The following is a 26,194-nucleotide window of genomic DNA, read 5'->3' on the forward strand; positions in this document are numbered from 1 at the left end:
GCCGGGGCCCGCTCATTCCCAGGCGGCCTGTCGGCTTCGTCACGGCGTGACCGGGCGTTCCATGACGAAGTCGTGCTCCACCGTGTCGCCCAGCTGGAAGGACTTGGTGCCGACCTTGCGGAAGCCGGACTTCTCGTAGAACCGGATGGCCCGGGCGTTCTGGCTGTTCACGCCGAGCCACAGTCCGCGGGCGCCGGCACCCGCGGCCGAGGCGATGCTGGCGTGCATCAATTCGGCGGCGGCACCGAGCCCGTGATGGTCCGGATGGACGTAGCATTTGCTGAGTTCGGTGCACGGCAGCTCGGCCAGGACCGCGGCCACCTCCGGGTCCCGGGCGGGGCGGGCCACCAGCAGGCTGTAGCCGCGGAGCTCGCCGTCGGCGTCGATCACCAGCACCGTGACCGCAGGATCTGCCAGATAGGCCCGGAAATGGGCCTCGCTCAGGGAGTTGGCCAGGTGGGCCGCGATGTCCTCCGGCCGGGATTCCGGCGGGCACGCGAGCGGGAAGGTGACGGCTGCAAGCGCCGCCAGCTTCCCGGCGTCGTCCGCGGTTGCTGTCCGGATCTGGTGCGTCATAGCTAAAACCCTAGTCCGAAGCGGAGCCCGGGCATCAATGACGACCGGCCTGGTTTGCCGGGCAGGACTACATATCAGATGGCGTAGCGAAGGATTCCGACGGCCTCCACATTTCCCGGCAGATCGGAGCGGCGCAGGGCCAGGACCCGGGCGCCCGCGCCGAGGGCCCGGCGAGCGATTTCCTCGACCACGTCCTGCCCGGCGTCCCCGTCGAGGGTGAGCGCGCCGTCGTCTCCGACAGCACCGTTGACTTGTGCATCCATGTCCACGGCGAGTGTCGCAATGGCGCCGAAGGCGGCGGCCCGCGCCAGGTCGCTGAGGTCGCTCGTGCCACGGCCGTTGGAACGACGCTCCTCAAACGTCGATTGGAGAGCAACAAGATCGGCCGCGTAGATCCGGTCGAGCACACCACGCGTTGCTTCCGCCAGTTGGGCCGGTGTCAGTTCGTCGGGGTTTCCCTCGATGACTTCGGGCGCGAGGTGTGCATAGCCCGTGAGGTTGCGGTAGATGCTGGTGAGTGGTTCCGTCGCAGCGATCACCAGCGGGAGGGAATGCCCGTTTAGAAGTGGGCGAAGCGCGTGGTCGACGGAACGGGCATATTGGGTCAGCCGCACCTTTCGTCCCTCGTCGCCCTGCAGCCGGCCAGATGGGGAGCGGCCGCCGATCGATTCGAGCCCGACGGCACTCGCTGCATCCCGGGGCATGCCCGGCACCGTGATCTCCTCTGCCGGCCGGTCCGCCGTGACCTCAATGAGCCGCGCCCCGTTCTGTGAGATTGCGAGCACGAGCGCCGCGTTCGGGAAGGTGAGGGCGCGAAGCAGCGGGGTGATGGCGAATCGGTCGGACACGCTCACGTGGTCCTCGAGATCGTTGGGCAAACGGAACTCAAGAATTGATGTCGGGGTCACGAAGATGGCCACGCTTCGCCCCATGTCAAACCAGAATTCCGGGGAACCCAGCAGCTCGTCGAGGAACATTTCCATTGCGGCCACTGCGTCGTTGTTTCCCCCTTGGCGGAGCTGTTCGACGGCGGAACTGAACAAGGACCGGGCTCTGGACTGGTTGTCCTCCGAATGGGCCGGGACGCTGCTCGTCGAAAGATACACGGTGACGCTGTGTGGATCGCGCGCGGCGGCCAGCCGTTCCACGTCGTCCCGGGTCGGCATATCGATGTGCATGGGGGTGCTCCTTTTTGCTATCTCTCCGCTGGGTCCCACGAGGAGGGGATTTTCCTGCACCTGCACCTGCTCGATGCGCAGAGCCGGACCGAGGGTCAGCGATACCGGATCAGCTCAGCATCGGACCCCGCGGAGTCCCGTGTCAACAGTCGGCGGAACTTGCAGTACGGAGGAGTTCGGCGCCGGTAGCCAGTTCGGCCAGCCCCCTAGTGGACCGCAGCGGTGCGGATTGTCCCGGTCACGTGGCACTCCGGGAGTGCGTGCAGGTGGTGGCTGGGGCACATATCTCAGGCCAACACATGGACAGCATTTCTTAGCCGGCGGTCGCCTGGAGATGATGCCTGATGGCCTCGACCACCAGCCGGTGGTCGTCGTCGGAGGACAGCCCGGATGCCGTCACGGCGGCGACGACGCCGGCGTTCCGAACCCGCACGGGGAAGGATCCGCCTGCCAGCGTGTAGTCCGCCGGGGCCAGCCATCCGCCCTGCGTGGGGTCGTAGTCCTTGGACGCGAACTCCTCGGCGAGCAGGGCTGTGCTGCGTTCAAAGCGGAGCGTCGTGGCCGCCTTGCGGCGGATCCATTCCTCTTGGTCGGCGGTGGCTCCGGGCAGGACACAGCGAAAGAGGACCAGGTTGTGCCGCCGTATATCGATGGCTACGGAATGGCCCGCGACGATGGCGCGGTTGGCGATGAGCGAGCCGAGGCGCCAGGCATCGTGGTGATCAAAGCCCGGGAAGACGAGTTCTTCCTCGTGCCGGCGCAGTTCGGCGATCCGCGGTGAGCCGGTCTCAGCCATGGAAAGTCTCGTCCGGTGTGGAGTCGGCGTCGTAGCTGAGACCGATCTGGCGTCGGATTTCGTCCATTGCTGCCATGACGGCTACTGATTCGCGGGGCGGAAGGATGGTGCCGGCGGTTACGCCTTCCCTGACCAGTCGTTCCAGTTCGGCGGCCTGGTACTGCATACCGCGGCTGTTGACAGGCTGCTCATAGCGTTCAACAACGCTGCCATCCATGGCATGAACTGTGAAGGGCGTGGGGTTGTACCAAGTGGATTCGATATCGATCCACCCTTCGGTCCCGATGACCATAGCCCGGTTGGCGCTGGCGGCGTCCAGTTCGCAGTCCACAATGGCCTGCTGACCGCCAACATAGTCAAAGATGGCTGCGGTCTGCCGGTCTACCCCGGTAGCGGTCATGGACGCACTGGCGCGAATGGTCTCCGGCGTGCCTAGGATGTCGAACGCAAAGGAGACCGGGTAGATGCCAAGGTCCAGCAGCGCTCCGCCGCCGAGCGCAGGATCGTTCAGCCGGTGGGCAGGGTCCTTGGGCAGGCTCTGGTTGTGGCTGGCGACCACCTTCCGGACCTCGCCGATGGTGCCTTCCTCGATGACTTCGCGGATGCGGATCATGTGCGGGAGGAATCGCGACCACATGGCTTCCAGCGCCACGAGCCCTTTGGATTCCGCGAGGTCGACAATGTCCTGGGCTTCGCGGGCGTTCATGGTGAACGACTTCTCCACCAGCACATGCTTGCCGGCATTCAAGGCCAACAAGGCATTGGCGCGGTGGAACGGGTGCGGCGTGGCGATGTAGACCACGTCAACCAGCGGGTCTGCCACCAAGTCCTCATAGCTGCCATGCGCGGTTGCCACACCGTACTCTTCAGCGAACGCCTGGCTCGAATCCAGGGTCCGGGAGCCGACGGCCTGGACGGTGAAGCCGTTCTGGATCAGGTCCCGCGTTTGCAGCCCCGCGATGAATCCGGTGCCGAGGATTCCCCAGCGGATGCGGCCGTCGGAGGTGCCGGTGGGTTGATTAGTCACGTGCTTGGTCCTTTGGTGAGTCGGTGGTGGCCAGCGGGTAAGCCACAAACGCAAAGTGCTTGGAATCCGGAGACCAACTATTAACGTTGAGGGTTCCTTGGCCGCCGAATAGGGGCCAGGTGTGAAGCGGTGTGGTCCAGTCGCTGGTGGAGACAAGCACGACGGCGACCGGCAGGTCCGCGGGGTGGCCCTCCGTGCCTGCGGGGAAACGGATGTAGCCGGCCAGTTGGCCATCGGGGGAGAGATGGGGGAACCAGTCGACGGTGCCGCTCTCGAGGAGGCGCTCGAAATCCCTTCCGTCAACCTGCACTCGGGCAAGCTGGGCGTGGCCGGGGAGAGAGCTGAAGGACTCCGTGTTGAGGTAGAGCCACTTTCCGTCGGGAGAGTATTCCGGTCCGTCGCAATGGCGGGGGCCCACATCGACGCCGGCGGTAGCGCCGCCGTCGGACGGTATGGTCCTGAGCCGGCCCGGCTGCGTAAAGTCTCCGGCTTCGATGCCGACGTATGCCAGCTGGGATCCATCCGGGCTGACGCCGTGCAGGAAGTGGAAGGAGCCATCGGCGTCGGTGATCCGCTCCGCCGGACCTCCACTCAAAGCTGCCCGGTAGATGTGGCCGTCGTTCGCCGAGAGGAATATGCCGGTGCCGTCGGGCGCCAGGACGTGGTCGTTGTTGAGTTCGGGAATGCCGGTCAGTGGGACCTGGCTGATGGTCCGGCCGGGCAACTCAAACCGCCACAGCTTCCCGTCCCCGTTCAGAATGAGGGCGGAGCCGTCAAGGGTCCAGTTGGGCGCTTCGAGGAGGAGCTCGTCGGTGCTGTAGACAAGTTCGGATTCGCCTGTGACGGACGCTATCCAGACCTCGCAGCGCTGGCCGGGCTGAAGGGTACGCAGCATGCTCAGAGTTCCTTGATCCGGATGTTCCGCCACCGGCACTGCGCGCCCTTGCCCCAGCGGGCCTCGCCGAACACGGAGTCGTTGTCGTGGACTTCCAAGGCGATGTGCCCGCGCTCTCCGAGAACACCCAGGACATCCGCCGGGTTGTAGTTCGGTGAGTCCAGCGTAGCGGTGTCCAGTTCGGCGATCTTGAGGCCGTTGACCCAGGTGGTGATGACCGGCAGGGCGCCGACGCAGCGGATGCGGAGTTCGTTCCAGTCGTCCCAGCGCCAGACGTTGAGGAAGTCCTCGACGTCGGCGGCGTGCTTCAGGCGGGCACGCTTTTCTTCCGTGACGGGTTCCACCGACGTGGCCGGGTTGTCCGCAATCAAACCCGTGGGTCGCCCGTCAGGGTCCAGGGCCACGTTGACGGCGAAGGGTACGGCGGAGAAGCTTGCCAGCCCGTTGCCGAAGAACCCGCCGATACCGCCGGAGGGACGGTGGTCCACCAAGACCTGGAAGCCTTCCCAGGTATCCGGCCGGCGCCGGATCATTACGCCGGTGTCTGCCGGCCAGTCGGGACGCATTTCCAGCACGAGTTCGAAGTCGCCGAATGCCTGCTCGCTCACCAGGTAGCCGCCGTAACCGCTGCCGGGGGAGTCCTGCTCGCCGACCAGGATGCCGTCTTCCACAAACCACCGGGCCGGGTGCTTTTCGGGTTCCACGGGCGGGGTTAAACCCAGGGCGGCAAAGCGTTCCGAGAGGGCCGGACCGCCCGGATACTCGGTGCCATAGACGCGGGGTACCGATCGCCAGCCAGCCAATGTGGTGCCGTCGAACAGCGGGACAAAACGGTCGCCGCCGTCGGGCGTTTCAATGCCTGACATGAACTTTCCCTTACTGCTTGAAGGCTGCGTCGAAGGAGGTGTTCGAGGCCGGGAAGTCGAACTTCTTGAGCGCGGCGAGGGCCTCGGGGGCGCCGTGGAGCCGGTCCATGCCCGCGTCCTCCCATTCGACGGAGATGGGGCCGTCGTAGCCGATCGCGGTGAGCGCCCGGAAGGATGATTCCCAGGGCACGTCGCCGCGGCCGGCGGAGACGAAGTCCCAGCCGCGGCGCGGGTCGCCCCAGGGCAGGTGCGAGCCCATGACGGTGTTCCGGCCGGTGGGGCGGAGCTTGGTGTCCTTGCAGTCCACGTGGTAGATCCGGTCCTTGAAGTCCCAGATGAACGAGACGGGGTCGATGCCCTGCCACATGAAGTGCGACGGGTCCCAGTTAAGGCCGAACGCCTCGCGGTGCCCGATCGCCTCGAGGGTGCGGACGGTGGTCCAGTAGTCGTAGGCGATCTCGGAGGGGTGGACCTCGTGGGCGAAGCGGACGCCGCATTCGTCGAAGACGTCCAGGATGGGGTTCCAGCGGTCGGCGAAGTCCTGGTAGCCGGCCTCGATGACCTTCTCCGGGACGGGCGGGAACATCGCGACGTACTGCCAGATGGAGGATCCGGTGAACCCGACGACGGTGTCCACGCCGAGGGCTTTGGCGAGCCGGGCGGTGTGTTTCATTTCCTCGGCGGCGCGCTGACGGACGCCCTCAGGCTCGCCGTCGCCCCACACGCGCGCCCCGACGATCGCCTCGTGCCGGAAGTCGATCGGGTCATCGCACACGGCCTGGCCCTTGAGGTGGTTGGAGATGGCCCAGACCTTGAGGTTGTATTTTTCCAGCACTGCGAGCTTGGACTCGACGTAGCCGGGCTCGTCCCAGCGCCAGGCGTCCAGGTGGTCGCCGGAGACAGCGATTTCCAGGCCGTCGTAGCCCCAGCCGGAGGCCAGGCGGGCGACTTCCTCGAAGGGCAGGTCGGCCCACTGGCCGGTGAACAGGGTGTACGGGCGGGGCATGTCAGGATCCTTCGGTATTCGTGTGGGTGGTCCGGGGGGACGGGGTGAGCTGGATGAGTGAGCTTTTGGCCGCGGCGCTTTCTTCCACGGCGGCCAGGATCCGCTGGACGGTCAGTCCGTCCTCGAACGACGGCGAGGGCTGGGTGCCGTTGCCCACCGCGACGAGGAAGTCGCGGATCTCGTGCGTGAACGAATGCTCCCAGCCGATCACGTGCCCCTGCGGCCACCAGGCAGCCATGTAGGGGTGCTCGGGTTCGTTGACCAGGATCCGGCGGAAGCCCTGTTCCCGGACGGGCAGGGTGGTGTCGAGGAAGCCGAGCTCGTTGAGGTCCTCGAGATCGAACAGCAGGGCTCCTTTGTCGCCGTAAATCTCCAGCTTGAGCGAGTTCTTCTGGCCCGTGGCCACCCGGGAAACCTCCACGGAGGCGATGGCCCCGGAGGCGAGGGTGAGCGTGGCCCAGGCGGCGTCGTCGACCGTCACGTCCTCCAGCCCGGCAGCGCCGGGGCGCTGCGGGGTGAAGGTGTGCAGCCGGCCGGAGACCTCGGTGACCTGGTCGCCGAGGAGGAACAGCACCTGGTCGATCGCGTGGGAGGCGATGTCGCCCAGCGCCCCGGACCCGGCGGTTTCCTTGTTCAGCCGCCAGGTCATGGGCGAGTCCGGGTCCACGAGCCAGTCCTGCAGGTAGGCGGCGCGGACGTGCCGGACGGTGCCGAGGCGGCCCTCCGCGATCAGTTCCTTCGCCAGCGCCAGGGCCGGCACCCGGCGGTAGTTGAAGCCGATCATGGACTGCACGCCCTGGGTACGGGCGGAGCGGGCGGCCTCGGCCATGGCTTCTGCCTCGGCCAGGGTGTTCGCCAACGGCTTTTCGACGAGGACGTGCTTGCCCGCGGCCAGCGCCGCGATGGCGATTTCCGCGTGCATCCAGCCCGGCGCGCAGATGTCGACGATCTGGATGTCATCGCGGGCGATCACTTCGCGCCAGTCGGTGGAGGACTCGGCCCAGCCATATTTCGCGGCCGCCTCGGCGACCCCGGCGGGGTCGCGGCCGACCAGGACGCGCCGTTCAAAGGCCGGGACGTCGAAGTAGCCGGCCACGTTCCGCCAGGCATTCGAGTGGGCCTTGCCCATGAACGCGTACCCGATCATGGCCACGCCCAACGGGGACTGGCCGGGGGTGGTTTCGTGGGGGTTCATTGCTGGTTCCTAGAGGGTGGAAGCGGTGGGGTCCCAGTCCTCGGGGAGGGCTGCGGAGGCGGGGGCGGAGCTGTCGACGTCCACGAAGGTTCCCGATTCCACGGACTCGGAGATCGAGACCATGGTGTCCAGGACGTGGTAGGCGAGGTTGCCGGTGGCGCGGTGCGGGACCCCGGCGCGGATGGAGCGTGCCATGTCCAGCACGCCCATGCCGCGGCCCTGGCTGGGGCCGGTGGCGGGGATGACCGTCCATTCCTCGTCGCCGGCGTGCCAGAGCTTGATGTCCCCGTCGAAGTAGTTCGGATCCGGCAGGGAGATGGTGGCCTCGGTGCCGGTGATCTCCAGGAAGCCCATCCGCTGTCGCGGTGACTCGAAGGAAAAGACGCTGTGGGAGGACGCGCCGGACTCGAACTGGGCCATCGCGGAGACGTGGGTGGGGACCTCGACGTCGAACTTCTCGCCGGCCCTGGGCCCGGAGCCGATCACCCGGACTTCCTTGGCCTTGGACCCGGTGGCGGCGACGCGGCGCACGGACCCGAAGGTCTGGACCAGGGCGGTTAGGTAGTAGGGGCCGATGTCGAACAGGGGTCCGGCGCCGTACTGGAACAGGAATGCGGGGTTGGGGTGCCAGGATTCCGGCCCGGGGGTCTGGAACGTGGTCATGGCGGTCAGCGGGGTGCCGATGTCGCCGCGTTCGATCAGGCGCCGCGCGGTCTGCAGCCCGGCCCCCAGGAACGTGTCCGGGGCGGTGCCCAGCCGCAGCCCCGCGGCGTCGGCGGCCTTGAGCAGGCCCAGGCCCGATTCGCGGTCCAGCGAGAACGGCTTCTCCGTCCAGACGTGCTTGCCGGCGTTGACGGCGGCCGTGGCCACCTCCACGTGCGCGGCCGGGATGGTCAGGTTCACGATGATCTCGACGTCGGGGTGGTTCAGGGCGGCGTCCACGCCGCCCCATTCGGGGATGCCGTATTCCTTGGCGCGCGCCTCGGCGGCGTCCTCGAAGAGGTCGGCGATGACATGGACCTTGAGGTCGGGGAAGACGGTCAGGTTGTCCAGGTACTGCTTGCTGATGTTGCCGGCGCCGATGACGGCGACGCCCACCGGGCCGCGCCCCGAGGCCTGGTTTGCGGAGGCCTGGTTTGCTGCGGCGCTCATGCGTTCACGCCCTGTGCGCTGGCGGAACCGCGCTGCAGGAAGCCGAGGCTCTGGGCGATGCCGTCGAAGATGTCGCCGGAGTAGTCGTCGAATTCCACGACGCCGACTTCGAGGGACTGCGCCGCGTTGATGACGTCCCACACGGGAATCTTGCCCTGTCCGGCCGGCTGCTGGGCCTTAGTGTCCGTGGAGACGGGGCCGTCCTTGATGTGGATGAACTTCACCCGCTCGCCGAGGCGCTCAAGCAGGGCCACCGGGTCCTGGCCGCCCACGGCGGCCCAGTAGGTGTCCACTTCCAGGACGAGTTCCGGGTCCAGCAGTCCTGCGAAGTACTCCAGCGCTGTCTGGCCCTCGATGCTGGACTCCAGCTCCCAGGCGTGGTTGTGGTAGCCGACGCGGATCCCGTACCCGGCGCCCTTCTTGGCGGCGGCATTGAGCGTCGCTGCAGTGGCCCGGATGTCCTCGGCGGACTGCCAGTGCTCGGCCGGGAGGTAGGGGTCGATCACGGTGCTGATGCCCAGTTCCTTGGCCGCGGCGAAGATCTCGTCCTGGTCCTGGCTCAGCAGCGGGGCGTGGCCGGACGGGGCGGTCAGGCCGTTTTCCTTCAGGGCCGCGCCCAGCTCGGCGGCCGTGGCGACGAAGTTGTAGGGCTCCACCTGGGTGAAGCCGAGCTCGGCGACCTTCTTGATGGTGCCGGGCAGGTCGTCCTGCAGGGCGTTGCGGAGCGTGTACAGCTGGATTGAGTAGGACATTGCGTTCCTTTGCGGGGAGTCGGTTGTTCTCAAGGAGGTGGGCGGGCCGGCGGTCAGCCGGCCGGCGTCGGGGTTGGGGCGTTAGCGGCCGGCGAGGGATCCGCCGATGCCGCCGACGCTGAAGTATTTGTTCAAGCTGGCGAAGACGATGATGGGCGGGAGCATCATGATCACGGCCAGGGCCATGACCCCGGACCAGTCGGTCTGGTTCTGCTGGAAGAAGGACTGGACGCCCATGGGCAGGGTGAAGATTTCGTTGGAGCGTAGGAACACGATAGCCACGAGGTAGTCGTTCCAGGCAAGCAGGAAGGCGAAGATCGCGGTGGAGAGCACCCCCGGGAGGGAGTTGCGCAGCACCACCTTGGTGAAGCTGCCAAAAACGGAGCAGCCGTCGATCCAGGAGGCTTCTTCCAGGCTGATCGGGATGGAGTCGAAGTAGGCGGCCATCATCCAGGTGGCCACGGTCATGGTGGAGCCGACGTAGATGATGGTCAGGCCCATCAGGTTGTCAACGAGGCCCATGCCGGCGAACAGGATGAACAGCGGCACCACCGAGGTGATGATGGGCAGGGACTGCATGACGAAGAGGAGCAGCGAATAGCCGGAGACTGCTTTGGACCGGCCGCGGGAGAGGACGTAGCCGGCGGGGGCGGCAACGGCCACCGATACCACCACGGTGGAAAGGGTGGTGACGAGGCTGTTCTGCAACCAGGTCGCGGCGAGGGTTTTGGAGAACACGTTGCTGATGTTCTCGAAAGTCAGGCCGGTGGCGGTGCTGTTCGGTCCGGGCGTGAACGCGAGGAGGACGGTCACCACGATCGGGACGAGCATGATCGCGGTGATGGCCAGGATGGCGGTGAACCGCCACCAGCGGCCGCGCAGGCCGGCCTCGGAGAGGGCACGGTTGGGCTTGCCGGTGCCAGCTACTCCGATGGCGGGACCGGATTCGGGGTGGGCGTGGAGGACTGCGCTCATTATTCGACGCTCGACTTTCGGATCTGACGGTACAGGATGACCGAGATGACCACGAGGGTGATGGTCATGAGGAAGGCGATCGCGACGCCGGGTCCGGTCTGGAAGTCCTGGAAGACGGTCCGGTAGGCCAGGACCACCAGGGAGGTGGTGGCGTCCACGGGGCCGCCGCCGGTGAGCAGGTAGATGGTGGGGAAGTCGTTGACGCAGAAGATCGTCATGAGGATCCAGCTGATGTAGGTGGACCGGGCGATCAGCGGCAGGGTGATCTGGCTGAACTGCTGCCAGCGGGTGGCGCCGTCCATGCTGGCCGCTTCGTAGACGGTGGTGTCCACGGAGGCCAGGGCCGCCGAGGTCATCATCATCATGAAGGGGAAGCTGACCCAGACCTTGAAGATGCAGACGGTGATGGCGGCGAGGGTCGGGTCGGCGAGGAAGAGCGGCGTGCCCAGACCCAGGTTCCGGAAGATGCTCGGGATGAGGCTGTCCGGTGTGCCTACCAGCCAGTTCCAGGCGGTGGAGGACACCACGATCGGGACCACCCACGGCAGCAGGAGCAGGACCTTGAAGGTGCCGCCGGCGGGGATTTTGGTGCGCAGCAGCAGGGCCAGGCCAAGGCCCAGGAGCCAGGAGCCGAAGACGCCGACGATCGTGAAGACCAGCGTGAAGCGGGCAGCTTTCCAGAACGCCTCGGAGGCCAGGACCGTGGCGAAGTTATCCAGGCCGACGAACTCGCCGGTGTCCAGGAGGGAGCCGTTGTGCGTGGCCTGGATGCTGGCGTAGACGAGGGGGTAGCCGTTGATCAGGATCACCAGGGCGATGGAGGGCAGCAGCAGCCAGAAGAACGTCTTGCGGGTCTGCGAACTGAGCTTGCTCTTGCGGTTGGCGGGCTTGCCGGGCCCGCCGGGGGCGACGCCCCGGCGGGCCCGGTTCAGGCCGGTCTGGGCTGTGGTCAATGCCATTGCGGTGCCGCTTACTTCTTCAGAACCGATTGCAGCCCGGACTGGAACGTCTGCAGCGCGGACTTCGCATCGGTCTTGCCGGTCAGGATGGTCTGGGTGAACTGATTCAGGGCCTGGCCGCCGTCGAGGACGGCAAGATTGGCATTGAGCTGTGTGCCCTGGGCGGCGAACGTCTTGGCGATCGGCACGTACTCCTTGACGATCTTGACGTTGTTGGGATCGGACGTGAACTCGGGAAGCTCGGTGATGGACTTGAAGACCGGCAGCGCGTTCATGAGCTTCTGCTGCCAGAGCTGCTTAAGCTGGCCCATGTAGGCGACCAGGAAGGCCTCGGACGACGCCTGGGAGGGGGTGTTGGTGTACATCATGATGTTGTTCGGGAAAATCAGGGCGGCTTTGTCTCCGTGCGGGCCGGCGATGGGGCTGGCGACCACAAGGTCGCCGGAGGTGTCACCGACACGCTCGGGAACCCCCAGCGTCAACATGCCGTATGCGGCCTTCTTGTTCTTCCACTGGGCGTTGAGGTTGTCCGAGGTGTAGCTGACCGCGGCGGGGTCGATGATGCCGTTCGAGACCAGTTCCAGCAGGAATTCGACGGCCTCGACGTTGCGGTCGTTCATGACATCGAGCTCACCGGTGGGGGTGAACACGCCGCCGCCGTTGTTGAGCATCATCATGATCATCAGGTGGTTGCCGATGTTGTTGCCGGCGCCGGAGCCCGTGGCAAAGCCGACGGCGCCCATGCTCTTGAACTTCTTGCCGGCCTCAAGCAGGGATGCCCAGTCGGTGGGGACCGCGACGCCAGCCTGGTCGAACAGCGACTTGCGGTACCAGAGCGGACGGATGTCCAACTGCCACGGGACGGCAACATAGCCCTTGTCCGTCTTGAACGGCTCCAGGACGCCGGGCAGGAAATCGTTGAACTGGCCGTTCTTCTTCAGCTCGTCGACGACCTTGTCCGCGTAGGCGATCTGGCCCTGCTGCTCGAACTGGAAGGCCTGGAAGCCGCCGCCGGTGGACACTGCCGGTCCGGTCTTGGAGGCGATGGCCGAGGAGAACGTCTGGTAGAAGTTCGCCCACTGGATGGTCTGGTAGCTGGCCTTGAGGTTGCCCGAGGCGGGCGCGTAGCCCTCTGCGATCTTCTTGGCGGCGTCGTTGTAGGCCGGAGTGGCCCACGGCATGTCCCAGAACTTGATGACGCCGCTGCCGCCTCCGGACTGGGAGGCGGAGCCGCCGCCGCAAGCGGCGAGGAGCGGGGCGCTGGCCGCAGCTGCGGCAAAGCCCAGGAATCCCCGGCGGGAGAATGCGGTGGAGGCTACAGAGGACTTGATCGTCACGATGTTTTCCTTTCATGGCCGGCCTGCAGTGGCGCGGCCGGTCTTCTCGACAGTGAGGTGATGCGGAAGGTCTTGCGGGCTGTGCTGTTAGTGCGGTGAGTCGTGGAGCTGCCCGAGAAGGGCGGTCAGGGCGGCGAACCGTTCCAGGTCGGCTGCCGGCGTTCCGGAGTCGACGGCGGCGCGGAGCCGCCTCCAGCTGTGCCGGTGGGCGGATTCGTAGATGGTGGGAAATGCAGTGGCTCCGGCCGACGTGACGGACCGGATCTCTGCCGGCCAGCCTGCAGAGGAATCGGGGAGGGTGATGTCCGCCCGGCCCGTGAAGGTGAGGACGGAAACGGTGGCCGTCGCCGGGACTGAGGAGCTGGTGATGCCCTGCAGGGCTGCCGGCGCCCCGCCGGGGAGGCTGCCGATCACGGTGTAGCCGTTGGCGTTGCGCTGGATGACGCGCAGGCCGGCCAGTTCCACGCCGCAGGCCAGGACGGCTGCAAGATGCCGCGTGAGCAGTACCTCCGGGTCCGTCCCGGGCCGGCCCCACGCCACGGAGTCCAGCAGCACGGCGTCGGCCAGGGCCTCGGCGACGGCGGTCCGTGCCGCGCCCACGGAATCCTCGAGGACGGGGTTGCCGGCCCAGGCCTGGTCAAGGACCACCGCGGTGCCGGCCTCGGCTGCTGCCGCGGCCAGGGCCGAGGGGTCTTCGGCGACGGGGTCAATGACGACGACGCCCCGGACACCTCTGCTGACCGCGTCGGTAGCGGCGTCGGTCCAGCCGGCAGTGCCGGCGAGTGCGACGACGTCGGGCCGGCTGCCCGCCGGGGCGAACGAGACGGGCAGGGAAGCGACGACGGCGCCGACGGCTCCCGTCTGTTCGGCGACCGGGGCGGCCTGGACCCCGAGTGGCCTGGTCCTGAGCGGCGTTGTCATGCGCGGGCCTCCTCGTAGGCTGCGGCGCCGGCATCGACGCAAGCGGCGGCGGCGTCGGCGATCGCGAGGGCGAATTCCAGATCGTGGATCAGGGTGTCCGGGTCCGGGGCCGCTCCGGTGCCGCGGGCGAGTTCGGCGAGTTTGCGCCACTCGCCCTCGTAGCCGTTGTGCCCGTAGGGGCCGAGGACGGTTGTGCTGCCGGCGGTCCGGATCCTGGCCGTGGCCGATCCCGCCTGGACGTAAGACGGCGTGAAGTCGATGGACAGCGTCGCGTCGTCGCCGATGGCCTCGAAGGTCCATGACGGCTCCCAGGTTCCGTTCATGGCGGCGCGGAGTTCGATCGCCACGGCGCCCGCCCGCAGGGAGATGACATAGCCGAACGGCTGGACGGTCTGGGCGTGCAGGACCTCGACGGCCCGGAAATCCGGGGCAAACCGGCGGACCAGGGGGAGGTCGTGAATGGCCAAGCCCATGATCCCGCCGGTCAGTGTGGCCTTCGCCGCGGCAATGTCAGCGGCGGCATCGTCCGCGGGCGTGCCGGCAGCCGCGGCGGCAGGCGGGGGAGTGCGGCCCACGATCTCGGTGGCAAAGTCCTCGAAGCGGGGGTTGGGCGGCAGGACGATCGAGGACCGGATGGTGTGGACCTGGTCCGGCAGGGTGCCCCAGGCGGATTCGGCGGCCAGCCAGCCGGGATCGAAGGTGTGCATGGCGCCGACGACGATCGGCACCCCGGTTTCGGCTGAGACTGCGGCGATGGCCGCGGCTTCCTCGCCGTTCATGGCGAAGGGCTTTTCGCACAGAACGGCCTTCTTGCCGGCGCGGCAGGCGGCAATCACCTGGGTGGCGTGGAACTGGTGCGGGCTGCAGATTGCGACGATCTCGACGGCGGGGTCGGCCAGCAGCTCTTCCATGCTGCTGCTGAAGCGTGCCCCGACCCGTGCGGCCACGGATTCGGCGACGGCCGGGTCGACGTCCATGATGTGACGGACTTCCAGGATGTCCCGCAGCCTGGCCAGGGACGGCAGGTGGATCGCCTGTGTGACGGGGCCGGCCCCCAGGATCCCCACTCCTAGCGGCGCCGGTGCCGCGTGGTCTTGGCTGGACAAGTTCGTTCAAACCCCTTCGTAGTTCCCGAACCGTCCAGAGCAGTCAGGCTGTCCGGGCCGGTGATCTGGCTCACACCCCAAGCTAGAGATACTTTTGCCGAACGTCAAGCAAAAGTTGAAAACTTCGTTCCAATCTTTTTGGAGCGTGACAGGCAGAAGCAGTTCGTGCTATCACTTACTCATGAGTACGCCCACCGGTACAGAGCCCGCAGCCGCAGAGTCCGGCGGCAGCCTGTCCCGGGCCGGCGACCTCTTCCAGCTCCTGCGCGACGGCAAGGCCCGGACCAGGGCCGAACTCGCCCTGACCACCGGGCTCGCCCGCTCCACCGTCGCCTCCCGCATCGACGCGCTGATGGGCTCCGGGCTCGTTGGCCCCGCCGGGGAGGCAAGCTCCAGCGGCGGCAGGCCGCCGTCCCGCTTTGCGTTCAACCCGGCCGCCCGCGTGGTCCTGGCGGTGGACGTCGGTGCCACGCACGTGATGATCGCCGTCACGGACCTCAACGGGAAAGTGCTGGCGGAGCGCCGGCAGGTGCAAGATGTCGCCGCCGGTCCGGTGGTTGTCCTGGACCGCGTGATCGAGGAAGGGCTGAAGCTGCTGGCCGAGGCCGGCCGCGGCACGGCCGACCTAGCCGGCGCCGGGATCGGCCTCCCCGGACCTGTGGAACACTCCACGGGCATGCCGGTGAAGCCGCCGATCATGCCCGGCTGGGACGGGTTCGACGTCGTCCGCCACGTCCAGCGTTCCCTCCCGGTTCCGGTCCTGGTGGACAACGACGTGAACATCATGGCGCTGGGCGAGCGCACGGCGCACTGGCCTGAAGACGAGAATTTCCTGTTCATCAAGGTGGCCACCGGCATCGGTGCGGGCATCATCAGCAGCGGCCAGCTCCAGCGCGGGGCCAACGGAACGGCCGGCGACCTCGGCCACGTCCGGGTTCCGCGCGGGGACGACGTGCTGTGCCGCTGCGGCAACTACGGGTGCCTGGAAGCCCTGGCGTCCGGGCCCGCCGTCGCCAAGGCGCTGACGGACCAAGGCCTGCCGGCGCGCGACGGCGGCGATGTCCTGCGCCTGGTCGCAGACGGTAACCGGCTGGCCATCCAGGCGCTGCGGCAGGCCGGCAGGGACCTCGGCGACGTCCTCTCCACCGTTGTGAACCTCCTGAACCCGTCGGTGATTGTGATCGGCGGAAGCCTCGGCCAGGCCGGGGAGCACCTCATGGCCGGGGTCCGTGAAGTGGTCTACCGGCGCTCGCTGCCCCTGGCCACGACGCACCTGCGGATCGGCCTGTCCAAGGCCGGAGAGGAGGCGGCCATCCTCGGCGCCAGCCAGATGGTCACCCAGCACGTGCTCTCGCCCGCCGTGATCGAGGCAACCCTGCAGGCCACGGGCTAGGGCGTGCCACCGGAAGCGTCAACTCATGCGGTGTCGGCGGAAGCGGAGTCCAGCGAAGCGTCACATTCCGCGGCTGCCGCACGGGCCCGTGATAGCAATGGGACTGATGAAACCATATTTCTTCCCGGCCGCCGGGCATCGGCCCGCTCCATGAGCGACCTGGCCCGGGCGCCGCGCGGCTGGCTCCTCATGCTCTCGATCGGCCTCATCGCGCTGAACATGCGCGGCCCCCTGGTGGCCGTGGCCCCGGTGGTTGCGCAGATGCAGCACGATCTCGGGTTCACCCCGGTAGAACTGGGGTTCCTGACCGGGATCCCGGTACTGTGCTTCGCCCTGGCCGCCCCGCTGGCGTCCCTGGCCGGCCGCAGGCTGGGGCCCGAGTTCGCCATTACCCTGACCCTGCTCGGCGTGCTCCTCGGCGTCGTGGTCCGCTCGGCGGGCGGCGGATCCCTCGTGATGCTGGGTACCGTGATCCTGGGCGTGTCCATCACGATCGGCAACATCGTGGTTCCGTTGATCATCCGGCGGGACTTCACCCCGGCCCGGCAGGGCGCGGCGATGGGCACCTACACCGCGGCTCTCAACATCGGCTCGTTCCTCACCTCCATGGTGTCCGCGCCGCTGGCCGGGCTGCTGGGCTGGCGGCCCGCGATTGCCGCGAGCGGTCTGTTCGCGGTGGCGGCGGGCGCGGTATGGGTGATCGCCGTCGGCCGCCGGGCCTTCATTCCTGAGGCCATCCCAGCGGCGCACCCCGGCCGCCCGGCCGGCAAGCTCACGTCCCGGTGGATCACGGCGGCTCTGACCCTCGGGTTCGCCGGCCAGGCGTTCTCCTACTACGGGGTCACCGCCTGGCTGCCCAGCCTGCTCGCCGACGAGCTCGGCATGGCGCCGTCGGCCGCCGGCGCCGGGTCCTCGCTCTTCCAGATCCTCGCCATTGTGGGCGGACTGGGCGTCCCGCTGGCGGCCCGCTTCGCCAGCACGACGGCGGTGGGCCTCACCCTGGGACTGCTGTGGCTCACGGTTCCCGTGGGCCTGCTGCTGGCACCGGAGCTGTGGTGGCTGTGGTGTTCCCTCGGCGGGGTGGCCCAGGGCGGCGGGATCACGCTGATCTTTCTCGCCATCATCCGGCTGGCCCGGGACCAGGCTTCGGCGGCCCGGATGTCCGCCATCGTCCAGGGGACCGGGTACTCCTTCGGGGCCGTGGCGCCGACGCTGCTGGGTTACGTCCACGGGGTCTCCGGCGCCTGGACCGGCCCGCTGCTCCTGATCCTCTGCTCCGTGGCTGCGTTCATCCTGGGCACCGCGCTGTCCCTGCGCCGCGTGCCGAAACCGCACTAGACCACTCTCCCGCTCCGGACGCCTCCGCCCCCGCCAGGGTGGTGCGGGAACACAGTTAGGGCCCATGTTTTATTGAAAACATGGGCCCTAACTGTCAGTTCGACGCCTTTGTCGGCTGCAGGGTGTTCCGTTGCTGGGCCGCCACCCGGATTTCGGGCTGCCTGTTGCGAAGGGCGGGCAGCCCAGCTGACGGAATTTTGGGGGCTACGCCGGGATGAGCGTGGCCGTCTCGCTGAGCTCGGCGCCGTCGCGCGCTTCGTGCAGGAAGCGGTCGTAGGCCGGCAGCGTCAGGAAGGCCGGGAACTCGTTGCCGAGCGCGACCTCCTCGAAGATGTCCCGCGCGTCGGCGAATCGGTCCCCTTCGAACCGCTCCAGCTTGGCGAATTCCTCGTCCAGCATGTCCTCCACCCACTCGCGGGTCACCACGTCGCCGTGGTCCGTGATGGCGCGGGAGAAGATCCACTGCCACAGCTGCGATCGGGAGATCTCCGCGGTGGCGGCGTCCTCCATCAGGTTGTGGATGGCCACGGCGCCGTTGCCGCGCAGCCAGGACTCGATGTAGCGGATTCCCACTTCGATGTTGTTCCGGATGCCCTGTTCGGTGATGGTCCCCGTGGTGGAGGCAATGTCGATCAGCGCGCGGTCGTCCGGCGTGACGTCCTCGCGGAGGCGCTCCAGCTGGTTCGGGCGGCCGGCGAGGACGCCGTCGAACACCTCGCGGCAGACCGGCACCAGGTCCGGGTGCGCCACCCACGAGCCGTCAAAGCCGTCGGCGGCCTCCCGGGTCTTGTCGGCGCGGACCTTCTCGATGGCGATTGCGTTGGCCTCGGCATCCTTGCGGTTGGGGACGGCCGCGGCCATCCCGCCGATGGCCATGGCGCCGCGCTTGTGGCAGGCCCGGACCAGCTGTTCGGTGTAGGCGCGCATGAACGGCTGGGTCATGGTGACCTGGCCGCGGTCCGGGAGCACGAAGCGCGGGCCGCGGGTGCGGAAGTTCTTGATCAGGGAGAAGATGTAGTCCCAGCGGCCGGCGTTCAGGCCCGCGGCGTGGTCGCGCAGTTCGTAAAGGATCTCCTCCATCTCGAAGGCCGCGGTGATGGTCTCGATCAGCACAGTGGCGCGGATGGTGCCCTGCGGGATGTCCAGCAGGTCCTGGGCCAGGATGAAGATGTCGTTCCACAGCCGGGCCTCGAGGTGGTTCTCGATCTTGGGCAGGTAGAAGTACGGCCCCTTGCCCTGGGCGATCAGGCGGCGGGCGTTGTGGAAGAAGTACAGTCCGAAGTCCACGATCCCGCCGGCGATCGGCGTGCCGTCGATGAGCATGTGCTTTTCCGGCAGGTGCCAGCCGCGGGGACGGACCACGATCGTGGGCAGCTCCCCGGCCGGGCGCAGCTTGTACTCTTTGCCCTCGGGCGAGGTGAAGTCGATCCTGCGCTCCAGCGCGTCCGTGAGGTTCAGCTGGCCCTGGATCACGTTGCGCCAGGACGGGGTGGAGGAGTCCTCCATGTCCGCGAGCCACACCTTGGCGCCGGAGTTCAGCGCGTTGATGGTCATCTTCTTATCCACCGGCCCGGTGATTTCCACCCTGCGGTCCTCCAGGCCCGGGGCCGGGGGAGCGACGCGCCAGTTCGGATCGTTGCGGACGGACTCGGTCTCACGCAGGAACCGCGGATCCTGGCCCTTGGAGATCTGCTGGCGGCGGTCCTGCCGTGCCTGCAGCAGCTCCTGCCGACGCCCGGCCGTTGCCCGGTGCAGCTTGGCAACAAAAGCAAGTGCGTCCGGCGTCAGGACCTCGCTCTGCCGGCAAATCGGCTGAGCAGTCAACGTGATCCCGTTGATAGTGAAGTTGTCAGTGAAGCTGTTCATGGGAGTTGCTCCTTGAAAGTCCGCCGTTGCCCTATCACTTTTGGTCCCCAAAGACGGCCGATGAGGACCATAAGTGATAGGGCAACGGGCGGGGAAGGCTGGGATTAGTGGAACTGGCCTTCTTCGGTGGATCCCACCAGGGCCAGGGTGGATGCGTTCGGGTTGAGCGCGGTCGCGATGTCGTCGAAGTAGCCGGTGCCGACTTCGCGCTGGTGCTTGGTCGCGGTGTAGCCGCGGGACTCGGAGGCGAATTCCTTCTCCTGCAGCTCGACGTAGGCGCTCATGCCTTCCCGGGCGTAGCCGTGGGCGAGGTCGAACATCGAGTAGTTCAGGGCGTGGAAGCCGGCCAGGGTGATGAACTGGAACGTGAAGCCCATGGCGCCGAGTTCGCGCTGGAACTTCGCGATCGTGGCGTCGTCGAGGTGCTTGCGCCAGTTGAACGACGGCGAGCAGTTGTAGGAGAGCATCTGGTCCGGGAACTCGGCCTTGACGGATTCGGCGAACTTGCGGGCCAGCTCCAGGTCCGGGGTGCCGGTCTCCATCCAGATGAGGTCCGAGTACGGGGCATAGGCCTTGGCGCGGGCGATGCAGGGTTCGATCCCGTTGCGGACCTTGTAGAAGCCCTCGGGGGTGCGGACCGGCTGTCCGCCTTCGCGGAGGATGAATTCCTGGTCGCGCTCGTCGACGTCGGAGGTGATCAGGGTGGCGGCCTCCGCGTCGGTGCGGGCGATGATGACCGACGGCGTGCCGGCCACGTCGGCGGCCAGGCGGGCCGCGTTCAGCGTCCGGACGTGCTGCTGGGTGGGGATCAGGACCTTGCCGCCGAGGTGGCCGCACTTCTTCTCCGAGGCGAGCTGGTCTTCCCAGTGCACGCCCGCGGCGCCGGCCTGGATCATGGACTTCATGAGCTCGTAGGCGTTCAGGGGGCCGCCGAAGCCGGCCTCGGCGTCGGCCACGATCGGGACCATCCAGTCTTCGACCGTCTGAATGCCCTCGGAGAACTCAATCTGGTCCGCGCGGAGCAGGGCGTTGTTGATGCGGCGGACGACGGTGGGCACCGAGTTGGCGGGGTACAGCGACTGGTCCGGGTAGGTGTGGCCGGAGTTGTTGGCGTCCGCGGCGACCTGCCAGCCGGAGAGGTAGATGGCCCGGAGCCCGGCCTTGACCTGCTGCACGGCCTGGTTTCCGGTCAGGGCGCCCAGGGCATTGGTGTACTCGCCGGTGCTGTGCTCTTCGGTGAGCTGCTTCCAGAGCTTTTCGGAACCGCGGCGGGCCAGCGTGTGTTCTTCGGAGACGCGGCCGCGGAGGCGGACGACGTCGGAGGCCTTGTAGTCACGGGTCACACCTTCCCAGCGCGGGTTGGCGGCCCACTCGAGCTCCAGTGCGGCGGCCTGCTGTTCGGGCGTCTGCTGGGTGGGCTCAAATGCTGCAGTCATCTTTGTCTCCTTGGTGGGTCCGGGCCGGCCGGCCTGCGTCACTGCAGATCCTGGCTGGTGGTTCCCGGATATGAATCTTTCCGTGAGAACTACTTTTCTGCACTTTCCAAGGGGTTTCTAGACCAAAGCTATGGAAAGAAATGCACTTCTTCGCATATTCTCAATAAATGCATCCCGCCAGCTGGAACCGCCAAGCTTCGTCCCTGCCCTCGCCCGCCGTGCCCGAGGTGGACGTGATCAGCATGGGCCGCCGCGTCCGCCACCTGCGCAAGGCGGCGGGCCTTACGCTCGACGCCCTGAGCGCCGCCGTCGGGACCGCCCCCAGCCAGCTGAGCCTGATCGAAAACGGCAAGCGCGAACCCAAGCTCGGACTGCTCCAGCAGCTTGCCGCGGCCCTCGGGGTCAGCATCGACGAGCTCCTCGGCGCGGAGCCGCCCAACCGCCGCGCCGCGCTGGAAATCGAGCTGGAACGCTACCAGCGCAGCCCCATTTACGAGTCCCTCAACCTGCCGAAAATCCGCATCAGCTCACGGCTTCCCATGGATGTGCTGGAGTCCATGGTGGGCCTGCAGCACGAGCTTGAGCGCCGGCTCAACGAGCAGGTTGCGACGCCGGAGGAGGCCCGCCGCGCCAACGGGGGCCTCCGGGCCATGATGCGGGAGCGGAACAACTACTTCCCGGAGTACGAGGCCGAGGCGCAGAAGGTCCTGGCCTCGGTGGGCCACACGAGCGGACCTCTCTCCCACCACGTCATCGCGGACATCGCCGGGCACCTCGGGTTCAGCCTCCATCACGTGGGGGACCTGCCGCATTCCACCCGCTCGGTGACGGATCTTAAGAACCGCAGAATTTACCTCACGCAGAACGCCCGCAGCGACCACGACCCCAGATCCGTGCTGCTGCAGGCCCTGGGCCACTACGTGCTGTGCCACCAGACGCCGTCGAACTACCGGGACTTCCTAATGCAGCGCGTGGCCACGAATTACTTCGCCGCCGCCCTCCTGCTGCCCGAGCAGGCCACGGTGGAGTTCCTGCAGCGGGCCAAGCAGGCCAAGGAGATCGCCGTCGAGGACATCCGGGACGCCTTCGCCGTCTCCTACGAGACCGCGGCGCACCGGTTCACCAACCTCGCCACCCAGCACCTGGACATCCGCACGCACTTTCAGAAGACCCACAAGAGCGGCATCATCTACAAGGCCTACGAGAACGACGGCGTCACGTTCCCGCAGGACCACACCGGCGCGATCGAGGGCCAGCCGTCCTGCAAAAACTGGACCTCGCGGGTGGTCTTCGACGTCCCGGACAAGTTCAGCGCCTACAACCAGTACACCGACACCCCGGCCGGGACGTACTGGTGCACGGCCCGGACGGAGCGCTCCGCCAACGGCGAGTTCTCGCTCTCGGTCGGGGTCCCGTATGCGCATGTGAAGTGGTTCCGCGGCCGGGACACCACCGAGCGGTCCAAGTCCACGTGCCCGGACGAAAGCTGCTGCCGCCGCCCGCCGGCGTCACTGACGGCCGAGTGGGCCGGGAACGCCTGGCCCTCGGCCCGGGCCCACTCCCACCTGCTCGCCGCCATGCCGCCGGGCGCCTTCCCCGGCGTGGACGAGACCGAGGTGTACTCGTTCCTGCAGGCCCACTCCGGGAGCTGAGCGGCGCAGGTTCTGTGGCTTGCCGCACGACGCCCCCGCAGTTTTCGTCGGATCTCTCGTGACGCTCACGCACTGTTGCGGGGGACCTGACGACCGTTGCCGGCTCGCTTGCGCGGCCGCCCTGCGGCGAGACATTTCTCGTTGAGCACTCCGTGGTGGAGGACGTCATGCAAAACCCGGTGGCTTTCGTCAGTGCCGGTCCAGCGCCCGGTGTCCTTCAGGAAGTGCATGTATGCAAACAGTGAGGCAGAGAAAAAGGATGCAATATCGGCATCGTGCTCATTGAGCGCGTCCACGAATTCAGCGATAAGACCGGGGTCCATTGCGGTCACTGCGGCGCCGCCAGAGATTTCGGCGTAAATCGGGAAGAACGTGGTCAATTGCTCCAGAACGGGAACAACGTCTGGCAAGATCCCGTGCTCCCGGTGCCAATGCACAAATGCGATCAGGGGACCCTGTTCCTGTTCGCCTGGGTTCGACGCAGCGGGAGCTGGTCCGGGGGCGGGTTTCCCGGTCCCGCGCCCGCTGGGGCTCCGACGTGTCGGCTGACGACGTGATTTCTTGGCCAAAATCAATCCTCACTCTGGGTTGTGGCAAGACGCGGACCATCTACCAAAACGCTATGAGTTGGGAACGCGGGGCCTCAAGGACGGGCAGCCGTATGTGGAAAAACCGGGCCGCACAGGGCCACCTCCCGTACGCCGACACCCGGAAGTCTGGGCCCCCGCCATGCCGGGAAGACTATATTGGCCTGTGTCAGCCCATCGATCTTCGCGGGAGCGTGCACCCATGGCCAAGGAACTTGCCACCCAGCTCATCGAACAACTCCAGGCTGCCGGCGTGCAGCGCATTTACGGGATCGTGGGGGACAGCCTCAACCCGATCGTCGACGCCGTCCGCACGACCGGCGGCTCGCAGCAGGGCGGCATTGACTGGATCCATGTCCGGCACGAAGAAGCCGCCGCCTTCGCCGCGGCGGCGGAAGCCCAGCTGACCGGTCGGCTGGCTGTGTGCGCCGGCTCCTGCGGCCCGGGCAACCTGCACCTGATCAACGGGCTGTACGACGCCAACCGCTCCGGGGCGCCGGTGCTGGCCATCGCCTCGCACATCCCAAGCAAGCAGATCGGCAGCAGTTTCTTCCAGGAAACCCACCCGGACCGGCTCTTCAACGAATGCTCGGTCTACTCCGAGCTGGTCAGTACCGCCGAACAGGCGCCGCGGGTCATGCACAGCGCCATCCAGCACGCCGTGGGGCTCCGGGGCGTCGCCGTCGTGACCCTTCCGGGGGATATCGCCGGCCTCGAAGCGACCGCTCCCACCCCGGCCCCGGCCGCCTTCCGGCCGGCGACGCTGACTCCGGACCCCGCCAGCGTGCAGGAGCTGGCGGACGCCATCAATGCCGCCGGGAAGGTGGCCATCTTTGCCGGGGCCGGCGTCGAGGGCGCGCACGACGAGGTGGTGGCGCTCGCCGAGCTGATCGGGGCGCCAATCGGCCACTCGCTCCGCGGCAAGGACTTCATGCAGTACGACAACCCCTACGACATCGGGATGACCGGGCTGCTGGGCTACGGCGCGGCGGCCGAGGGCATCGAGGATGCGGACCTGCTGATCCTGCTCGGCACCGACTTCCCCTATGACCAGTTCCTCCCGGGCACCCGTACGGCGCAGGTGGACCGGGCCGCCCACAGGCTGGGGCGGCGGACCGACGTCGACGTCGCCGTGCACGGCGAGGTCCTCCCCACGCTCGCTGCCCTCATGCCGCTGCTTACGCCCAAGAAAAGCCGCCGATTCCTGGACGCGATGCTGAAGAAACACGACCGGCTCATGAACAAAGCCGTCGGCGCGTACACCCGGAACGTGGGCAAGAAGCAGCCGATCCACCCGGAATACGCGGCATCGCTGCTCGACCAGATAGCGGCCGATGACGCGATCTTCACCGCGGACACCGGCATGTGCAACGTCTGGACCGCGCGGTACATCAACCCGCTGGGCACCCGCCGGCTGATCGGGTCCTACCTGCACGGCTCCATGGCCAACGCGCTGCCGCACGCGATCGGCGCCCAACTGGCCTACCCGGGCCGGCAGGTGGTTTCGGTCTCCGGCGACGGCGGCCTGTCCATGCTGCTGGGCGAGCTCATCACGGCTGCCGCGCACCGGCTGCCGATCAATGTGGTGGTCTTCAACAACTCCACGCTGGGCATGGTGAAACTTGAAATGCTCGTCGACGGGCTGCCCGACTTCGGCGTGGACGTCCCGGACGCCAACTATGCCGACGTCGCCCGGGCCCTGGGATTCCACGCCGTCCGCGTCACGGACCCGTCCCGCATCGAGGCCGCGTACCGGGAGGCCTTCGCGCACCCCGGGCCGTCCCTCGTGGAGCTCATCACCGACCCCAAGGCGCTGTCCCTCCCGCCGAAGATCAAGGGCGCGCAGGTCCTGGGCTTTGCCACGGCCATGTCCAAGGTGGTCCTCAACCGGGGCGCCGGCGAGGCCGTCAGCATGGCCCGGAGCAACCTGCGCAACATCCCGCGGCGCTGAGGCCCGCTCGGTTCGCCGGTGCCTCCGGAGCCTCGGGATTTCTCGAGTTCGCCGGAGCCTCGCGAGTTCGCCGGAGGCTTCCGGCGAACTGGCGGCTTTCCGGCGAATTGGGCGGTTTGTGGCGGTCAGCCGTTCCGTCCGGCGCCCCCTGCGGCGACTTAGCGCGGTCCGCCCTGCCAGAGCGCGTCGAACGGGGCACCTGAGGCCACCCGGTTCCGGATTCCCGCGGTCACAAACGCCTTGGCCGTGCGGGCCGCAGCCAGCGGCGTCGCGCCCTTGGCGAGCTCGGCCGTCACGGCCGCGGCCAGCGAGCACCCGGCGCCGGACACGGCCACGTCGCCCACCTTCGGGGCGGAGAGAACCTCCAGGGTTTCGCCGTCGTAGTAGACGTCGACGGCGTCCGGGCCCTCCAGCCGCACGCCGCCCTTGGCGAGGACGGCGGCGCCGCTGAGTTCGTGGATGCGGACCGCGGCGGCCTTGAGCGACTCGACGTCGGTGATTTCCAGCCCGGAGAGCGACTCGGCCTCGAAGTGGTTCGGCGTGACGAAAGTGGCCAGCGGCAGGATTCGGGACTTGAGCGCCTGGTCGGTGTCCAGGGCGTGCCCCGGCTCCTGGCCCTTGCAGATCAGCACTGGATCGAGCACCACGTTGGCGAACTGCCCGGCGGCCAGCGCCGCGGCCACGGTCGAGATCGTCGCGGGGCTCCCCAGCATGCCGATCTTGACGGTATCCAGCACGGCCGGTGCGCCGGACGCGGCACCGTAGGCCGCCGTCGTCGCCTCCAACTGGTCGGCGATGACCTGCTGGTCCACCGGGACGAAACGGTGGTTCCAGTTGTCCTTGGGGTCGAACGAAACGATGCAGGTCAGGTTCGCGATCCCGAAGACGCCGAGTTCTTGGAACGTCTTCAGGTCAGCCTGCGCGCCGGCCCCGCCGGTCGCTTCAGAGCCTGCGATGGTCAGGGCGACGGCGGGGGAAGAGGCGGTGCCGGCGGTGGCGGCGGCACCGGGATCGGAAGCAGTCAAGACGGCGGCATCGAATGCGGTAGAAGTCATGGTTCCATCCTGCCATCCCGCTAAAACCGCCCGCATTGTGCTGATGAACAGGCATTTCATGAACAATATGACTGCTGCTCTGGTTCGGCATCCTTTTCACATGGCCGCTCCTTTGGCCCTCGCCGGATCCAGGAAGGTAGTGCCGCCGCGCTGAACGTATCGGCGCCCGGGTCGC

At 67.5% G+C, this 26,194-nt stretch carries 23 protein-coding genes; 4 read left to right on the plus strand and 19 right to left on the minus strand.

Annotated features, from left to right (window positions below; genetic code table 11):
- Positions 1–39 precede the first annotated feature (39 nt).
- The 15 genes from C8D78_RS12655 to C8D78_RS12725 form a co-directional block, all read right to left on the minus strand.
- Entirely contained in the window at positions 40–576 is a 537-nt protein-coding gene (locus tag C8D78_RS12655) for a GNAT family N-acetyltransferase (protein ID WP_120954233.1), read from the minus strand.
- A 74-nt stretch (positions 577–650) separates the two neighbouring features.
- Positions 651–1,754, minus strand: coding sequence for a baeRF11 domain-containing protein (locus C8D78_RS12660; RefSeq protein WP_120954234.1), 1,104 nt, complete (start codon positions 1,752–1,754; stop codon positions 651–653).
- A 313-nt stretch (positions 1,755–2,067) separates the two neighbouring features.
- Positions 2,068–2,550 (minus strand): heme-degrading domain-containing protein, encoded by a 483-nt coding sequence (locus C8D78_RS12665; RefSeq protein WP_120954235.1) that lies wholly within the window; start codon positions 2,548–2,550, stop codon positions 2,068–2,070.
- Positions 2,543–3,577 carry a Gfo/Idh/MocA family protein gene (locus C8D78_RS12670; protein WP_120954236.1) on the minus strand — a complete coding sequence of 345 codons (1,035 nt, stop codon included), beginning with the start codon at positions 3,575–3,577 and terminating at the stop codon, positions 2,543–2,545. Before C8D78_RS12670 ends, C8D78_RS12665 begins: the two co-directional genes overlap by 8 nt.
- Positions 3,570–4,472, minus strand: coding sequence for a TolB family protein (locus C8D78_RS12675; RefSeq protein WP_120954237.1), 903 nt, complete (start codon positions 4,470–4,472; stop codon positions 3,570–3,572). Before C8D78_RS12675 ends, C8D78_RS12670 begins: the two co-directional genes overlap by 8 nt.
- A gap of 2 nt (positions 4,473–4,474) precedes the next feature.
- Entirely contained in the window at positions 4,475–5,338 is an 864-nt protein-coding gene (locus tag C8D78_RS12680; RefSeq protein ID WP_120954238.1) for a 3-keto-disaccharide hydrolase, read from the minus strand.
- A 10-nt stretch (positions 5,339–5,348) separates the two neighbouring features.
- A complete protein-coding gene (locus C8D78_RS12685; protein WP_120954239.1) occupies positions 5,349–6,344 on the minus strand; it encodes a sugar phosphate isomerase/epimerase family protein in 996 nt (331 codons plus the stop codon).
- A gap of 1 nt (position 6,345) precedes the next feature.
- Positions 6,346–7,539, minus strand: a complete 1,194-nt coding sequence (locus tag C8D78_RS12690; protein WP_120954240.1) for a Gfo/Idh/MocA family protein — start codon at positions 7,537–7,539, stop codon at positions 6,346–6,348.
- A 9-nt stretch (positions 7,540–7,548) separates the two neighbouring features.
- A complete protein-coding gene (locus tag C8D78_RS12695; RefSeq protein ID WP_120954241.1) occupies positions 7,549–8,691 on the minus strand; it encodes a Gfo/Idh/MocA family protein in 1,143 nt (380 codons plus the stop codon).
- Positions 8,688–9,443, minus strand: coding sequence for a sugar phosphate isomerase/epimerase family protein (locus tag C8D78_RS12700; protein WP_120954242.1), 756 nt, complete (start codon positions 9,441–9,443; stop codon positions 8,688–8,690). The genes C8D78_RS12695 and C8D78_RS12700 overlap by 4 nt, the downstream gene beginning before the upstream one ends.
- 81 nt (positions 9,444–9,524) lie before the next feature.
- Positions 9,525–10,418 carry a carbohydrate ABC transporter permease gene (locus C8D78_RS12705; protein ID WP_120954243.1) on the minus strand — a complete coding sequence of 298 codons (894 nt, stop codon included), beginning with the start codon at positions 10,416–10,418 and terminating at the stop codon, positions 9,525–9,527.
- Positions 10,418–11,377, minus strand: coding sequence for a carbohydrate ABC transporter permease (locus C8D78_RS12710; protein ID WP_120954244.1), 960 nt, complete (start codon positions 11,375–11,377; stop codon positions 10,418–10,420). Before C8D78_RS12710 ends, C8D78_RS12705 begins: the two co-directional genes overlap by 1 nt.
- Positions 11,378–11,388: 11 nt before the next feature.
- Positions 11,389–12,714, minus strand: coding sequence for an ABC transporter substrate-binding protein (locus C8D78_RS12715; protein WP_120954245.1), 1,326 nt, complete (start codon positions 12,712–12,714; stop codon positions 11,389–11,391).
- Positions 12,715–12,801: 87 nt separating this feature from the next.
- Entirely contained in the window at positions 12,802–13,635 is an 834-nt protein-coding gene (locus C8D78_RS12720; RefSeq protein ID WP_120954246.1) for a hypothetical protein, read from the minus strand.
- The gene (locus C8D78_RS12725; RefSeq protein WP_120954247.1) at positions 13,632–14,741 is read right to left on the minus strand and encodes a Gfo/Idh/MocA family protein; all 1,110 of its coding nucleotides are present in this window, start codon (positions 14,739–14,741) and stop codon (positions 13,632–13,634) included. The genes C8D78_RS12720 and C8D78_RS12725 overlap by 4 nt, the downstream gene beginning before the upstream one ends.
- A gap of 181 nt (positions 14,742–14,922) precedes the next feature.
- Between C8D78_RS12725 and C8D78_RS12730 the strand changes: the two genes are divergently transcribed.
- A complete protein-coding gene (locus tag C8D78_RS12730) occupies positions 14,923–16,134 on the plus strand; it encodes an ROK family transcriptional regulator (protein ID WP_120954248.1) in 1,212 nt (403 codons plus the stop codon).
- Positions 16,135–16,284: 150 nt separating this feature from the next.
- A complete protein-coding gene (locus tag C8D78_RS12735) occupies positions 16,285–17,472 on the plus strand; it encodes an MFS transporter (protein ID WP_120954249.1) in 1,188 nt (395 codons plus the stop codon).
- Positions 17,473–17,676: 204 nt separating this feature from the next.
- Here the strand turns inward: C8D78_RS12735 and aceB are convergent, their stop codons facing one another.
- Both aceB and aceA read right to left on the minus strand, forming a co-directional pair.
- Positions 17,677–19,338 (minus strand): malate synthase A, encoded by a 1,662-nt coding sequence (aceB, locus tag C8D78_RS12740; RefSeq protein WP_120954250.1) that lies wholly within the window; start codon positions 19,336–19,338, stop codon positions 17,677–17,679.
- Positions 19,339–19,442: 104 nt separating this feature from the next.
- Positions 19,443–20,774, minus strand: coding sequence for an isocitrate lyase (aceA, locus tag C8D78_RS12745; protein ID WP_120954398.1), 1,332 nt, complete (start codon positions 20,772–20,774; stop codon positions 19,443–19,445).
- 167 nt (positions 20,775–20,941) lie between these two features.
- On the opposite strand from aceA, the gene C8D78_RS12750 reads away from it, so the two are divergent.
- Positions 20,942–22,426, plus strand: coding sequence for a helix-turn-helix domain-containing protein (locus tag C8D78_RS12750; protein ID WP_120954251.1), 1,485 nt, complete (start codon positions 20,942–20,944; stop codon positions 22,424–22,426).
- Between the two features lie 65 nt (positions 22,427–22,491).
- Here the strand turns inward: C8D78_RS12750 and C8D78_RS12755 are convergent, their stop codons facing one another.
- Positions 22,492–22,836, minus strand: a complete 345-nt coding sequence (locus tag C8D78_RS12755; protein WP_147429592.1) for a hypothetical protein — start codon at positions 22,834–22,836, stop codon at positions 22,492–22,494.
- A 379-nt stretch (positions 22,837–23,215) separates the two neighbouring features.
- On the opposite strand from C8D78_RS12755, the gene C8D78_RS12760 reads away from it, so the two are divergent.
- Positions 23,216–24,964 (plus strand): pyruvate dehydrogenase, encoded by a 1,749-nt coding sequence (locus C8D78_RS12760; protein ID WP_120954253.1) that lies wholly within the window; start codon positions 23,216–23,218, stop codon positions 24,962–24,964.
- Positions 24,965–25,122: 158 nt separating this feature from the next.
- Here C8D78_RS12760 and C8D78_RS12765 read toward each other — a convergent pair whose 3' ends face one another.
- Positions 25,123–26,019, minus strand: a complete 897-nt coding sequence (locus C8D78_RS12765) for a hydroxymethylpyrimidine/phosphomethylpyrimidine kinase (protein WP_244208387.1) — start codon at positions 26,017–26,019, stop codon at positions 25,123–25,125.
- Positions 26,020–26,194 lie beyond the last annotated feature (175 nt).

Source organism: Arthrobacter oryzae (assembly GCF_003634095.1).
Taxonomy (GTDB): domain Bacteria; phylum Actinomycetota; class Actinomycetes; order Actinomycetales; family Micrococcaceae; genus Arthrobacter; species Arthrobacter oryzae.